Source organism: Pseudomonas migulae (assembly GCF_024169315.1).
Taxonomy (GTDB): domain Bacteria; phylum Pseudomonadota; class Gammaproteobacteria; order Pseudomonadales; family Pseudomonadaceae; genus Aquipseudomonas; species Aquipseudomonas migulae_B.
In genome coordinates this window covers 4,197,877-4,211,104 of sequence record NZ_JALJWR010000001.1, presented here as the reverse complement: position 1 = coordinate 4,211,104, position 13,228 = coordinate 4,197,877, and the positions used below count along the sequence as shown (strand labels likewise).

The window sequence follows — 13,228 nt, the reverse complement described above, 5'->3', positions numbered from 1 at the left end:
GAAGTCGATGAATTTGCAGGACACGTCACTCGCGCCCACTCAAATCGAGTTGCCGCTGCCAACCTCCGTTTCTGGCGAACCGTTCAGGGAGCCCGCCGCAGACGGCTTCATCCTCGGTGGTTTCACCTGGCGACACGCTTCCCAGAACATCGCGCGCCCGGTCGTCATCATCAACGCCGCCACCTCTGTCCGCTGCCGCCACTACTCTCGCTTCGCCGATTACCTGTTCGCCAACGGCTTCGACGTCATCACCTACGATTACCGTGGCATCGGCGAATCGCGCCCTGCGTCCTTAAAAAATCTCGACGCGTCATGGTCTGACTGGGGCGCGCTGGATTTCGAGGCGATGCTCAAGCGCGCTCAGCGAGAATTCCCCGGCCAGCCCATCGATGTCGTGGGACACAGCTTTGGAGGCTGTGCGGCGGGCCTGGGCGCCTCAGGGCATTTGATCCGGCGCCTGGTGACCGTCGGTGCGCAATTCGCTTACTGGCGCGACTATGCGCCGGCTCATCGTTGGCGGATGTTCAGCAAATGGCATGTGGTGATGCCGCTGCTGACGATGATCTACGGATACTTTCCCGGAAAGCGCCTTGGCTGGCTGGAAGACACGCCTGCCGGCGTGGTTCGCGACTGGGCCACGCCCACCGGTCGGTACGAAACACGCCCCAGCGGTCGCACCATCAGCGCGAAAACAGGCTCGCTACCCTTCGCGACGATGACAGCCAAAACCCTGGCCATCAGCATCACCGACGATCCTTACGGCACGATCCCGGCCATCGAACGCCTGCTCCGCTACTTCAGCGGCGGTACCAACACCCATTTGCGAATCGCCCCCGAAGACATCGACGAAGAAGAAGTCGGACATTTCGCCTTTTTTCGTAGCGCATACCAAGCCACACTATGGCCCATTGCATTGTCCTGGCTGCAAAACGGCGAATTGGCCCCCGATACCCCCGGGCGGACAGTACCGCGCAGCGAATCCTTTTAACGCACCACGGATCAACAACCATGGCCTCCGCCAACAAGCAGCAAAAACGCGCCACCCGCGCCAAAGCCAAGGCCAAGCAGAACCGCACCCAACGGGCTGCTGCGCCGGTCGAGCTGGATCCGAACGACGATCGCATCGACTTTGAATCGGTGGACCTCACCGAACTGTTCAAGAAAATGATCGACGCTGAAAAAACCAGTCAGCAAGCCATGTGCGTCGCGTTCCTCGAAGACCCATTGCTGGAACTGGTGTACGAGCAGGAAGGTGAAGAAGGCGCGATGGATTTCATCCTCGCCGCGCTGATCGAGTATCGCCAATGGTCCACCGAAGTCGACGAAGCGGGCGCCCTGGCGTGGATCGAATCCCCGGCCTTCCAGGCCGACTATGTAGCGGCTTCCGACATCATCGCAGCCCAAACCCAACAGAAACCGAACTGAGTTCCCATGGCATCCCTGAACAAGCAACAGAAACGCGCCAAACGCGCCAAGATCAAAGCCCGCCAGATCAATATCCACGGCAGAAAACCCGCCGCGCTGGACGATGACATCGACGACATCGGCGAGCCGATCCCGGAATACACCCTGGCAATGTTCAGCAAGATGCGCGACGCGGAAGCCACCAGCCGCAACGATATGCTGCTGACGCTGCTGTCCGACCTCGCACAAATCATCAGCGACCATCCCGAACTGCTGGACATGGAAAACGCCGACAACGAAGCCATGGCCGCCACCCACCTGGCCGCCGACATGCTGATCGACTACCGCATGTGGGCCGACGGCATGGACCGCGATGCCGCCCAGGCCTGGCTGACCGATCCGCAGTTCATCACCGACTTTGGCGATGCGCTGGACAGCTATCGCCAGTCACTGGATGCGCAGGAAGAAAAAGCCGAGTAAGTACCGTCGTCAAAAACAAAAACGGCCGCGAGTCATCACTGACAGCGGCCGTTTTTTATGGAGGCCATCTCTCAAAAATCTATATAACCTCTCGTCAGAGGCTGTGTATATCCCATTGACATATCCCCCAAGGATTCTATTCTTTGGACTCACAACAGCCGCAGAAACGCAGGGGCCAAAAATGGAACAGACTACCCTTTTCATGAGCAATCGAAGCCAGGCCGTCCGCCTTCCCAAAGCCGTTGCAATGCCGAGCGATGTAAAACGAGTCAACGTAGTCGCCATCGGCAGGGCTCGCATCATCACTCCGGCAGACGAAACATGGGATAGCTGGTTCGACGGTGATGGAGTGAGCACGGACTTCATGACCCAACGCGACCAACCTGCTGATCAGGAGCGTGAGTCGTTCTGATGATCAAGTTCATGCTCGACACCAACATCTGCATCTTCACCATCAAGAACAAACCGCAAATCGTAAGAGAAGCTTTCAACCTTCATGACGGACAGTTATGCATCAGTACGGTGACGCTGATGGAGCTGATCTACGGTGCCGAAAAATCTGCGACTCCCGAAAAGAATATTGCCGTGGTTGAGGGGTTCGCGGCACGTCTTGAGGTTTTGTCTTTCGACAATGAAGCCGCTGCGCACACCGGAATGATTAGATCCGAACTGGCCAAGGCTGGAACGCCCATAGGCCCCTATGATCAGATGATTGCCGGACACGCGCGCTCACGCGGATTAGTTGTCGTAACCAACAACCTGCGAGAGTTCGAGCGGGTTTCTGGGTTACGTGTTGAAGACTGGGTTCATCCCGATTGAATCGCCAAACTGATGAAAACAATAACGGCCGCGAGTCATCACTGACAGCGGCCGTTTTTTTGCAAACCTGAAAACAACAATCAGGCAGCGACAGCATCCAGACGCGGAATTTCCATCCCGACCTTGGCGCTGGCGTAGCTCAGGTCGCCGCTGGCGATGGACTGAGCCTTGAAGCCGGCGCCGATCAGGTCGCGCACGTACAGCTTGTTGTAGATGAACATGAACACGAAGTTGCTGAGGCCGAACGTGAAGCAGGCGATGATGAACATGATCGCTGCCCACTTGATGTCGCCACGGAACAGCGGCGGCAGGAAGCCAAAGAAAAACACGGTCCACGAGAAGCCGATCGGCGCTTCCTTCATGGCTCCGGTGTTAGGGTTTTTGAACACAACCGATGTAAACGCCATGCCTGTCTCTCCTTGATGCCCCAATGGGTTGGCTGAATGGCCGGGCTAGCTCCATGCAGCATTGGCTCGTGACTGCCGCACTAACGGCAGGCGCACGCAAATGCATCTGAGACACGCATCAGATGAGGGAGCAGGCAAGAAAGGGTCGGGGGCTTTAGCCAGGAAGGCTGGGGGCGTCGAACAATCCATGTCCTGAAACTCCATCGCATCCCGCAACAGCGAGATACACATTCGGCGGGAAGGCTACTATCTCGACATCATCGTGTCCATCAGAGAGCCGGTCGATAAAGGCCCTGAATGAAAGCAAAAACGACCGCGATCATTTCTGATGGCGGTCGTTTGCGGTACATCGACAGTGGACGTGAAACCTAGCGCGCCACTGCGCCAATCAGCTGCTCATTGCGACGACGGCGAGCCACGAACAACCCGGTAGCCACCACACACAGGCTCAGGAAACCGGTCGCGAGAATTTCCACGCGGTGGGCGTCCTGGAACAACATGATGGTCAGGGCCGCGACGATGAAGACGATCACCGCGTAGGTCAGGCCCGGGAACAGCCACATGCTGAAGGCGATTTTTTCACCGCGGGCCACACGCTGTTTGCGCATGCGCAGTTGCGAGATCGCGATCACCAGGTACACCAGCAACGCGATGGCACCGGAGCTGGCCAGCAGGAATTCGAACACCGCGGTCGGCGCCACGTAGTTGGCGAAGGTTGCCAGGAACGCTGCGCCCGTGGACAACATTACCGCCCAGTAGGGCGTGCCGCTCTTGTTAGTGCGGGTGGATACGGCCGGTGCATCACCGCGCTTGCCCAGGGAAAACATCATGCGCGACGACGTGTACAGCGCCGAGTTCAGGCAACTGGTCACGGCAACCAAAACTACGATATCGACGATCATTTTGGCATTCGGGATGCCCATGCGCTCAAGCACAGTCTGGTAGGAACCGACGCTGGCCAGTACCGGGTCGTTCCATGGCACCAGGGCTACGACGATGAAGATCGACACGAGGTAGAACAAACCGATCCGCCAGATCACCGAATTGGTGGCCTTGGAGATTTGCTTGCCAGGGTTTTTCGATTCCGCGGCCGCGATGGTCACGATCTCGGTGCCCATGAAAGAAAACATGGTGGTCAGGATGGCACCCAGCACGGCGCCCATGCCGTTCGGCAGGAAGCCCTGAGTATCGAACAGGTGCGAAACGCCGCTGACCTGGCTGTTCGGCAGGAAACCGAAGATCGCCAGAACGCCCAGAATGATGAAACCGATGATCGCCACGACTTTTAGCAGAGCGAACCAGAACTCGAATTCGCCGTAGTTCTTCACGCTGAACAGGTTGGTGACGGTCAGCAGCATCGTGATGACCAGGGCGAAAGCCCAGATGTCCACGCCAGGGAACCAGGCATGCAGGATGGCTGCGGCGGCGTTGGCCTCCAGCGGGATGACCAGCACCCAGAACCACCAGTACAACCAGCCGATGGTAAAACCGGCCCAGTGACCGATCGCGCGATCGGCGTATGTCGAAAAGGAGCCAGTGTCCGGCGAGGCAACCGCCATTTCACCCAGCATGCGCATCACCAACACCACCAGCATGCCGGCGGCCGCGTAGGCCAGCAGCACGGCCGGGCCTGCTGCAGCGATTGCGTGGCCCGAGCCAACGAACAAGCCGGCGCCGATAACCCCGGCGATCGACAGCATGGTGACATGCCGCGGTTTGAGCCCCTGTTCGAGGCCGTTAGAGCTTTGGGTATTGCTCATTGAAACTACCTTTGTAAGGAAAAGCGAATGCGTGCATCCCGCTGCGAATTCTCTTCTGTAAAAAGAAACCAACGGGGCGTTCCGGAATCTGCACGCAATAATTGCGCCAAAATGTTTCAAAACCCTCTACCCCGGCGATCTGGTCCTGACCGGACAGTCATCGCAAGTCATTGAAAATAATGGCACTTTGCCAGAGCGTTACCCTGCGACTCACTTAAGGAACGAATCTGCGCACCGGAAACACACTCAGGAAATGCTCAACGCACAATAAAAGTGCGGATCAGGAACGTTTGGCCGGTTAGCGCTTCCAACACCCCGCCAAAGCTGGCAACATCGCGCCCTTTTTTACGGGACAGCCGCACCCCATCTGGTTCAAACGGCTGTTCGGTTGATAGCAGCGCGACAGTCTGCTGTACCGATGCGACAACCTGCCACATGCCACCCGTTTACCGCCCGTAGCGCTGTTGGCTGCCATTCAGACGCTATGCTAGGTTGGCCGCCTCGCCAGGAAGGCCAACCAACAGCAGGAGCGAAACACTATGAGGAACGCACATGGCTGAGGCCACGCCCGCGCTTGAAATCCGCAACTTGCACAAACGCTACGGACAGCTTGAGGTGCTCAAAGGCATCTCGCTGACCGCCCGCGACGGCGATGTGATCTCGATCCTGGGTTCCTCCGGTTCCGGCAAGTCCACGTTCCTGCGTTGCATCAACCTGCTGGAAAACCCGCACCAGGGCCAGATTTTCGTGGCCGGCGAAGAACTCAAACTCAAAGCCGCCAAGAACGGCGAACTGGTCGCGGCCGACGGCAAGCAGATCAATCGCCTGCGCAGCGAGATTGGTTTTGTGTTTCAAAACTTTAATTTGTGGCCGCACATGAGCGTGCTCGACAACATCATCGAAGCGCCGCGTCGCGTGCTTGGTCAGACCAAGGCCGAAGCCATCGAAGTCGCCGAAGCCTTGCTGGCCAAGGTCGGCATCGCCGACAAGCGCCATGCGTACCCGGCGCAACTGTCCGGCGGTCAGCAACAACGTGCGGCCATCGCCCGCACGCTGGCAATGCAACCCAAGGTGATCCTGTTCGACGAACCCACCTCCGCCCTTGACCCGGAAATGGTCCAGGAAGTACTTAATGTCATCCGCGCACTGGCCGAAGAAGGCCGCACCATGCTGCTGGTCACCCACGAAATGGGGTTCGCCCGTCAGGTGTCCAGCGAAGTGGTGTTCCTCCACCAGGGCCTGGTAGAAGAGCAAGGATCGCCACAGCAGGTGTTCGAAAACCCGCTTTCGGCGCGCTGCAAACAATTCATGTCCAGCAACCGCTAACGGAGCTACCCGCATGCAGAACTACAAAAAGGTCTTCCTGGCAGCCGCCGTCACCCTGGCCTTCAGCGCCGGTGCCATGGCCGAAACCCTGAAGATGGGCATCGAAGCGGCCTACCCGCCGTTCAACAACAAAGATGCCAGTGGCAATGTCGTCGGCTTCGACAAGGAAATCGGCGACGCCCTGTGCGCCAAGATGAAAGTCGAATGCACCGTGGTCACCTCTGACTGGGACGGCATCATCCCGGCCCTGAACGCCAAGAAGTTCGACTTCCTGATCTCCTCGATGTCGATCACCGACGAGCGCAAGCAAGCGGTCGACTTCACCGACCCGTACTACTCGAACAAGCTGCAGTTCATCGCGCCGAAAAACGTCGACTTCAAAACCGACAAGGCTGCGTTGCAAGGCAAGGTGATTGGCGCTCAACGCGCGACACTGGCCGGCACCTGGCTTGAAGACAACATGGAAGGGGTTGAAGTCAAACTCTACGACACTCAGGAAAACGCCTACCTCGACCTGACTTCCGGTCGTCTGGACGGCATCCTGGCGGACAAATACGTCAACTATGAGTGGCTGAAAAGCGACGCTGGCAAACCTTACGAATTCAAAGGCGACCCGGTGGAAGAAAGCGACAAGATCGGTATCGCTGTACGTAAAGGCGATGAGATCCGCACGAAGCTGAACACCGCACTGAAAGAAATCGTTGCTGACGGCACCTACAAGAAGATCAACGACAAGTACTTCCCGTTCAGCATCTATTGATACGGACCTGCCTGACTGGCACCGTTCGCTGACGGTGCCAGTCTCTGGCATTGCCTGCCGCGATTTGAAAAGAAATCCATGATTATCGACCTCTACGGATTCGGCCCGGCGCTCGCCGCTGGCGCGCTGATGACTGTGAAACTGGCACTCTCGGCCCTGTGTCTCGGGCTGGTGCTCGGTTTGCTCGGCGCCTTGGCCAAGACTTCACCGTACAAGCCATTGCAATGGCTTGGCGGCACTTATTCGACACTGGTTCGCGGCATCCCGGAATTGCTCTGGGTGCTGTTGATCTACTTCGGCACGGTCAACCTGATGCGTGCCCTGGGCGAGTTTTTCGGCAATCCCGACCTCGAACTCAATGCCTTCGCCGCCGGCGTGATTGCGCTGGGCCTGTGCTTTGGCGCCTACGCCACGGAAGTGTTTCGGGGTGCGATCCTCGCCATTCCCAAAGGTCATCGTGAAGCTGGCGTGGCGTTGGGCTTGTCGAAATTGCGCATCTTCACCCGCCTGATCATGCCGCAGATGTGGCGCATCGCCCTGCCCGGCCTGGGCAACCTGTTCATGATCCTGATGAAAGACACCGCACTGGTGTCGGTGATCGGCCTGGAAGAAATCATGCGCCACGCGCAAATCGGCGTGACCGTATCCAAGCAGCCGTTCACCTTTTATATGGTGGCCGCGTTCATGTACCTGGGCCTGACGATTCTCGCCATGACCGGCATGCACTTCATGGAAAAACGCGCCGCTCGCGGCTTTGCGAGGAGCACCCAATGAACTGGGAAGTCATCATCAAGTGGCTGCCGAAACTGGCCCAAGGCGCGACGCTGACCCTGGAGCTGGTGGCCATTGCCGTGATTGCCGGTCTGTTGCTGGCGATTCCGCTGGGCATCGCGCGCTCGTCGCGCCTGTGGTGGGTGCGAGCATTTCCCTACGGCTACATCTTCTTTTTCCGTGGCACGCCGTTGCTGGTTCAGCTGTTCCTGGTCTACTACGGCCTGGCGCAGTTCGATGCGATTCGTAACAGCTCGATGTGGCCGTACCTGCGCAACCCGTTCTGGTGCGCCACGGCGACCATGACTCTGCACACGGCGGCTTACATCGCCGAAATCCTGCGCGGTGCGATCCAGGCGATTCCACCGGGCGAGATCGAAGCGGCGCGGGCGCTGGGCATGTCCCGGGCCAAGGCGTTGTTCTACATCATCCTGCCCCGTGCCGCGCGCATCGGTCTGCCGGCGTACAGCAACGAAGTGATCCTGATGCTCAAGGCCAGCGCCCTGGCCAGTACCGTGACCCTGCTGGAACTGACCGGCATGGCCCGCACCATCATTGCCCGGACGTATTTGCCGGTGGAGATCTTCTTCGCCGCGGGCATGTTCTATCTGCTGATGGCTTACGTGCTGGTTCGCGGCTTCAAGCTGCTGGAGCGCTGGTTGCGCGTCGATGCCTGCCAAGGGCGTTGATGCCCGCGTGTTGACGGGCGAGGACCTGCTCGCCCGTTTCATGGCACTGGATGCTTTTCTGATCGAGCATCAGGCGCTGTGGAAGCCTCGACCGTTTACTCATCTGCGGCTTCCTTGGGAAACTTCCTACCCAGAGTTGGCTTTATGGCTACGCGGGCGGTCGCTGGAAGACGCGGAAAACAGTCACAACCAACCTTGCCTGCTGGATGCGCCGGAGCCGTTTGCTTCGTTGGCGGCGTTAGCCCTCGAGCTGGGTTCTGTTGGCGAGCTGCCAGCACATGAGCTGGAGACGGCCGGGCATCGCTTGAATGTCGATGTGCCGGGGCGCAAGTGGCAGCAGATCGAGGCGTTTGCCAGTCGCTTGTCGTTTGCCATGCCGTCGAAGCATTGGCTGGATTGGTGTTCGGGCAAAGGTCACTTGGGCCGACGGTTGCTGCAACCCGGTCAATTGCTCACTTGCCTTGAGTACGATCCAGCACTGGTCCTCAGCGGTCAGGCGCTCAGCGAACGTCATCAACTGCATGCGCTGCATGTCGAGCAGGATGTGCTCGCGCCTGGCGCCGCCTCTTTGCTGAATGCCGATCACACACCTGTTGCGCTGCACGCCTGTGGCGATCTGCATGTGCGACTGATCCAGATCGCCAGCGCCGCCGGGTGCAAACAAATGGCTATTGCGCCGTGTTGCTATAACCGGATCAGTCTTCCTGCGTACCAGCCCGTTTCCTCTGCCGGATTGAGCTCAGACCTACAGCTGTCGCTCGATGATCTCTCACTTCCGATGAGCGAAACCGTCACCGCCGGTGCCCGTGTCCGACGTCAGCGCGACACGTCCATGGCCCGGCGTCTGGCGTTCGACCTGCTGCAACGTCAGCTGCGCGGTGTTGATGAATACCTGCCCACGCCATCCCTGCCCAGCGCCTGGCTGGACAGATCCTTCGCCGATTACTGCCATCATTTGGCCGCACTTAAAGAGTTATCCACAATAGCTCCGCAAGACTGGCTAGCCATCGAAGCCGCCGGTTGGCAGCGGCTGGCAGAAGTACGCAATCTGGAACTGCTGCGCGGCCTTTTCCGACGCCCGCTGGAGCTTTGGCTGAACCTTGATCGAGCACTTTTCCTCACCGAGCAGGGTTATACCGTTCGCCTCGGCACCTTTTGTGAAACCTCACTCACGCCGCGTAATTTCCTGGTGCTGGCGGAACGCGCCTAAACAGTCACAGCCTGTGGATAACTCTGTTGATGAAATATCGTGGATCCAATATCCACGGCTGTTTCAGGGCTGAAACTAAACTGTTCAATTTTCGTACACCGGAATAAAAAACCGGAAAAACAGGCATTTGCAAGAAAATGAGAATGGATCCACATTTTTGATCTTAGCCGCGTGCGTCGGACGCCCCGTTGTGCATAAGCGTTAAGCCAAAAGAACATAAACGACCGCGAAATCCTCAACTATCTTTGCCATGCGCCAGAATTCTCTGACGTCAGGGATAGCAAGGAGCTGAAAACATGAGCACATTGAACAGTGCGCAGGAAGCCGTCGATACCGTCGCCAACGAAGCCATATACGCTGCGCTGCAGCAAACCTTCGCGGTGGGCGGCGCCATCATCAACAACGCAACAGGCGAGGTCATCGCCGCATTGCACAACAACGTGCTGATGCCTTTCCCCGGCAATGGCACCACCTACTTTCTACCCCATGACCCGACCGCCCACGGCGAGCGCCAGTTGGTGGACTGGTACTACGAAAACGTTGCGCCACTGAACCTGCCACCGCCCAACCAACTGACCGTCGTCACCACACTCGATCCGTGCGCCATGTGCGCCGGTTCGCTGCTGACCGCAGGATTCAACGTCGCCGTCAGTGCGATCGATGACTACGCGGGCATCAACTACAACAGCCAGTTCACCTTTCCGTCTCTACCACCGCAAATCCGCCAGCAAGCGCAGAATACGTGGGGCTATTACGCGATTGCAGCGCCGGTCAGCCGCGCCTATCAGGGTTCGAACAGCCCGGTGTTCGGCGGCCAGACCATCGATTCTGCGGCGTATTTCCTCTGCAGTTCGATATTCTCCGCCAGCGTCAACACGGTGCGCGATGCCAGTAACAACAGCGGCCTGCCGCCGGATCAACTGCAAAACCCGGCCAACCTGCCGGCCAACAGCAAAGTGCGCCAGGCACTGACGGCGCTCAGCCCCTTCGCGCTGACGGTGCAATCGTCGAACCCGCGCGATCCCGGCGCCGAGCTCGCGCCTCCCCTGCTGAAAACCGCGCAACAAAGCACGGTGTTCAACTCAGTGGCGTTGATCGATCCATTCGGCAACCTGCTGGTATGCCTGGGCGGTGTCGAGAACCAGTCGCCGATTCGTACAGCATTCATGGAAACGACCCGCGGCTACGCCGTCATGCGCTGGACCCTGATGAACGACCCCGACCCAGCCGTACGCGCCGAAGCCGCGCAATACCTGACCCATCCGAAATACGGCACCTTCGTCTTCCTCTACGCCCCAGACCCGACCACCCCGCAGGCGGTGATGACCTTCGGCGCCTACGGTTCGACCATGGAAGGCCCCGTGCCGCAGAGCTATCCGTCCAACCTGCAATACGTGTTGCTGCCAAGCAACACCACCCCGCAAGCGTTGTCGACACTGGCCCAGAACCTACCGCCGTTCTATACGCAAAGCGTGCAAGTAGCGCCCGCGCAGGTGCTGAGCCAAGACCTGATCAACGCCGTCAAAAACGGCGTGTAACGCTCTACTCGCCAGTCCCGCGGAAGCGTCCGCGGGGCTGGTCTTACGCCTGCGCAAAAATAGTCTGAATTCAGGGGTTTACAGAACCAACCCAATCGCTATAATCGTCGCCCTAACACGCCGGTATAGCTCAGTTGGTAGAGCAACTGACTTGTAATCAGTAGGTCCCGGGTTCGACTCCTGGTGCCGGCACCATACAAAACGAAGGCTCGCAGAAATGCGGGCCTTTTGTTTTTTTGCGTCGTACATAACGAGCGACGCAGCAGGCATCGTTTGCCGCGATACCTCTGAGTGAGACAAAACTCATAGGATTACAAGGAAGGCTATACGACCTGCCAACACGATATGGCGAGTCGCTTAATTAGTAGTGAATCCCTATCGGAGAACTCTATGTCGCGCGGTGATGGATACGACCAAATTTTTTCCCTGTGGGGCATACAGGAGTCACTGCTTCAAGCGTATCGATCGATCTTCATTACTGCAGAATCGATCATAATTTCGGTCGCCGCAACCATCGCAACTTCGAGTCCTGTGTCTGCACTTATGCTTACGTTTCTCGGGTGCTTCCAGCTTTGGATGTGGCATCGGGTTTGCGCAAATCGTGCTAAAGACGTGTCGTTCACTCAATGGCTTCTTGCCCGAGCAGAAGAAGGCGCTGATGTATCAGCCCCTTTAGCCTGTTTCAAACGCTTTCAGGCTGGAAACGTCATTACCATCAACGACCGATCCGTCTGGCGTGATATCGAGAAAGCGATGGTTAGTCATGTCCATGACGAACAATTTATCGCCATGACAAATTCACCTACTCGCCGCTGGATGGAAATTTACCTTCCTTTACTTTTTTTGCTGCTGTGGTTGTACTTTGCGTGTGTGGCACTCAACAACTTGATGCCCAGTATCCTTGGCTTTCTTGGTCGCCTTGGACTTGGATAACATGAACTCGGCCAAGGCTAAATACGTACAGTGCCGATAGCCTGCAAACAAAGCCCTCGCAGTATGCGAGGGCTTTGTTGTTTCAGCCCTTCGCAAAATCCCGCTTAAAATTCTTGAAATGCTTTTATAGCCCGTGCGCCCCAAAAGCTGTTTATGCTTCACCCCTACCCTCTCAGGAAGAGACGACTGCTACGGCAGCCAGTTCGTCGGGGATCTCGATATGTTCAGCCCAAAATCAATCGCCAATTACTTTCTCGAACTCGCCGCCGCCAGCGGGGAGTCGATCAGCCCGATCAAGCTTCAAAAGCTGGTGTATTACGCGCATGGCTGGTACTCCGGCTACACAAAAAAGCCATTGATCGACGAAGCGGTCGAGGCATGGCAATACGGTCCGGTCATTCCGTCCCTTTACCACGAGTTCAAACGTTTCGGCTCGGGCGTGATAAGGGGCAAAGCCGTGGAGTACCTCGGTTTCGGCAACCCGGCAGCGGTGATACCTCCGGCAGCCCCCGACATTCGCAAATTTCTCACCAACGTCTGGAACAGCTACGGTCGGTACACCGGTGTCGCTCTATCAGAGATGACCCACGCTTCGGGTACGCCTTGGGATACGACCTGGAGCAAATGCCCTGGCGTTCGCGGCCAGGACATACCGTTCGAACACATCATCAACTGGTTCGGCGCGGCAGTTGCCAAAACCCAACAACCGGTCGCCAAGCTTGAATGTTGATGGCAGGCAAATCCCCCACGCGCAGAGCATCGACGAACTGATTATTGATCCAAAGGCAGAAGGTGTTTTTCCGCAGCAACAACCCGGTAGCGGCAACGAAGAGGTCAGGTTTTTTACTGAAGCCGGTGAGCAATACAAACTGCTGCATAACCAGCAGAGCCTTGGCTTGTTAGGAAAATTATGGGGTTCAAGCTGTTCCGCCCCCACCAACATCGCGGGGCTGCTTCTGCTGATTTGTTTTGTCATGGGAGCACTGAGTTTTGCAATCGATCAGAACGCCGAGACCGTCTCAGCCCGAAGCTGGTTGTTTGGCGTCACCACCACGATTCTCGGCTTCTTGTTCGGAGCCCGGACAACCAGTAAATCCGAGTGATTGACCGCGATTTTCGCCGGACACAAAA

Annotated in this window: 17 protein-coding genes and 1 tRNA gene; 15 read left to right on the top strand and 3 right to left on the bottom strand. The window is 57.6% G+C overall.

What is annotated here, in order from left to right; all coding sequences use genetic code 11:
- The first annotated feature begins 7 nt into the window (after positions 1-7).
- From J2Y86_RS19435 to vapC, 5 genes are all read left to right on the top strand, one after another.
- Complete coding sequence (locus tag J2Y86_RS19435; protein WP_253434983.1) at positions 8-988, top strand: alpha/beta hydrolase family protein; 981 nt, start codon at positions 8-10, stop codon at positions 986-988.
- Between the two features lie 20 nt (positions 989-1,008).
- Positions 1,009-1,425, top strand: a complete 417-nt coding sequence (locus tag J2Y86_RS19430) for a hypothetical protein (protein ID WP_084318230.1) — start codon at positions 1,009-1,011, stop codon at positions 1,423-1,425.
- 6 nt (positions 1,426-1,431) lie between these two features.
- Positions 1,432-1,884 (top strand): hypothetical protein, encoded by a 453-nt coding sequence (locus J2Y86_RS19425; RefSeq protein ID WP_253434980.1) that lies wholly within the window; start codon positions 1,432-1,434, stop codon positions 1,882-1,884.
- A gap of 181 nt (positions 1,885-2,065) precedes the next feature.
- Positions 2,066-2,296, top strand: coding sequence for a type II toxin-antitoxin system VapB family antitoxin (vapB, locus tag J2Y86_RS19420; protein ID WP_253434977.1), 231 nt, complete (start codon positions 2,066-2,068; stop codon positions 2,294-2,296).
- Complete coding sequence (gene vapC / locus J2Y86_RS19415) at positions 2,296-2,703, top strand: type II toxin-antitoxin system tRNA(fMet)-specific endonuclease VapC (RefSeq protein WP_253434974.1); 408 nt, start codon at positions 2,296-2,298, stop codon at positions 2,701-2,703. Before vapB ends, vapC begins: the two co-directional genes overlap by 1 nt.
- Before the next feature lie 80 nt (positions 2,704-2,783).
- Here the strand turns inward: vapC and J2Y86_RS19410 are convergent, their stop codons facing one another.
- The 3 genes from J2Y86_RS19410 to J2Y86_RS19400 form a co-directional block, all read right to left on the bottom strand.
- Complete coding sequence (locus J2Y86_RS19410) at positions 2,784-3,110, bottom strand: hypothetical protein (RefSeq protein ID WP_084318232.1); 327 nt, start codon at positions 3,108-3,110, stop codon at positions 2,784-2,786.
- 368 nt (positions 3,111-3,478) lie between these two features.
- A complete protein-coding gene (gene gabP / locus J2Y86_RS19405) occupies positions 3,479-4,870 on the bottom strand; it encodes a GABA permease (protein WP_253434971.1) in 1,392 nt (463 codons plus the stop codon).
- Positions 4,871-5,127: 257 nt separating this feature from the next.
- Positions 5,128-5,307 carry a hypothetical protein gene (locus J2Y86_RS19400; protein WP_253434968.1) on the bottom strand — a complete coding sequence of 60 codons (180 nt, stop codon included), beginning with the start codon at positions 5,305-5,307 and terminating at the stop codon, positions 5,128-5,130.
- A gap of 115 nt (positions 5,308-5,422) precedes the next feature.
- On the opposite strand from J2Y86_RS19400, the gene J2Y86_RS19395 reads away from it, so the two are divergent.
- The 10 genes from J2Y86_RS19395 (at position 5,423) to J2Y86_RS19350 (ending at position 13,200) form a co-directional block, all read left to right on the top strand.
- Positions 5,423-6,196, top strand: a complete 774-nt coding sequence (locus tag J2Y86_RS19395; RefSeq protein WP_253434965.1) for an ABC transporter ATP-binding protein — start codon at positions 5,423-5,425, stop codon at positions 6,194-6,196.
- A 13-nt stretch (positions 6,197-6,209) separates the two neighbouring features.
- Entirely contained in the window at positions 6,210-6,956 is a 747-nt protein-coding gene (locus J2Y86_RS19390) for an ABC transporter substrate-binding protein (protein ID WP_253434962.1), read from the top strand.
- A gap of 78 nt (positions 6,957-7,034) precedes the next feature.
- Positions 7,035-7,730, top strand: coding sequence for an ABC transporter permease (locus J2Y86_RS19385; protein WP_214380217.1), 696 nt, complete (start codon positions 7,035-7,037; stop codon positions 7,728-7,730).
- Complete coding sequence (locus J2Y86_RS19380; protein WP_214380216.1) at positions 7,727-8,416, top strand: ABC transporter permease; 690 nt, start codon at positions 7,727-7,729, stop codon at positions 8,414-8,416. Before J2Y86_RS19385 ends, J2Y86_RS19380 begins: the two co-directional genes overlap by 4 nt.
- On the top strand, positions 8,397-9,626 hold the full coding sequence (locus J2Y86_RS19375) for a methyltransferase (protein WP_253434959.1): 1,230 nt from the start codon (positions 8,397-8,399) through the stop codon (positions 9,624-9,626). Before J2Y86_RS19380 ends, J2Y86_RS19375 begins: the two co-directional genes overlap by 20 nt.
- Positions 9,627-9,922: 296 nt before the next feature.
- Entirely contained in the window at positions 9,923-11,164 is a 1,242-nt protein-coding gene (locus J2Y86_RS19370; RefSeq protein WP_253434956.1) for a nucleoside deaminase, read from the top strand.
- Positions 11,165-11,283: 119 nt separating this feature from the next.
- A tRNA-Thr gene (locus J2Y86_RS19365) sits at positions 11,284-11,359 on the top strand.
- Positions 11,360-11,554: 195 nt separating this feature from the next.
- Entirely contained in the window at positions 11,555-12,097 is a 543-nt protein-coding gene (locus J2Y86_RS19360; protein WP_253434952.1) for a hypothetical protein, read from the top strand.
- A 220-nt stretch (positions 12,098-12,317) separates the two neighbouring features.
- Positions 12,318-12,827 carry a Panacea domain-containing protein gene (locus J2Y86_RS19355; protein WP_253434950.1) on the top strand — a complete coding sequence of 170 codons (510 nt, stop codon included), beginning with the start codon at positions 12,318-12,320 and terminating at the stop codon, positions 12,825-12,827.
- Positions 12,817-13,200 (top strand): hypothetical protein, encoded by a 384-nt coding sequence (locus J2Y86_RS19350; RefSeq protein ID WP_253434947.1) that lies wholly within the window; start codon positions 12,817-12,819, stop codon positions 13,198-13,200. Before J2Y86_RS19355 ends, J2Y86_RS19350 begins: the two co-directional genes overlap by 11 nt.
- Positions 13,201-13,228: the final 28 nt, after the last annotated feature.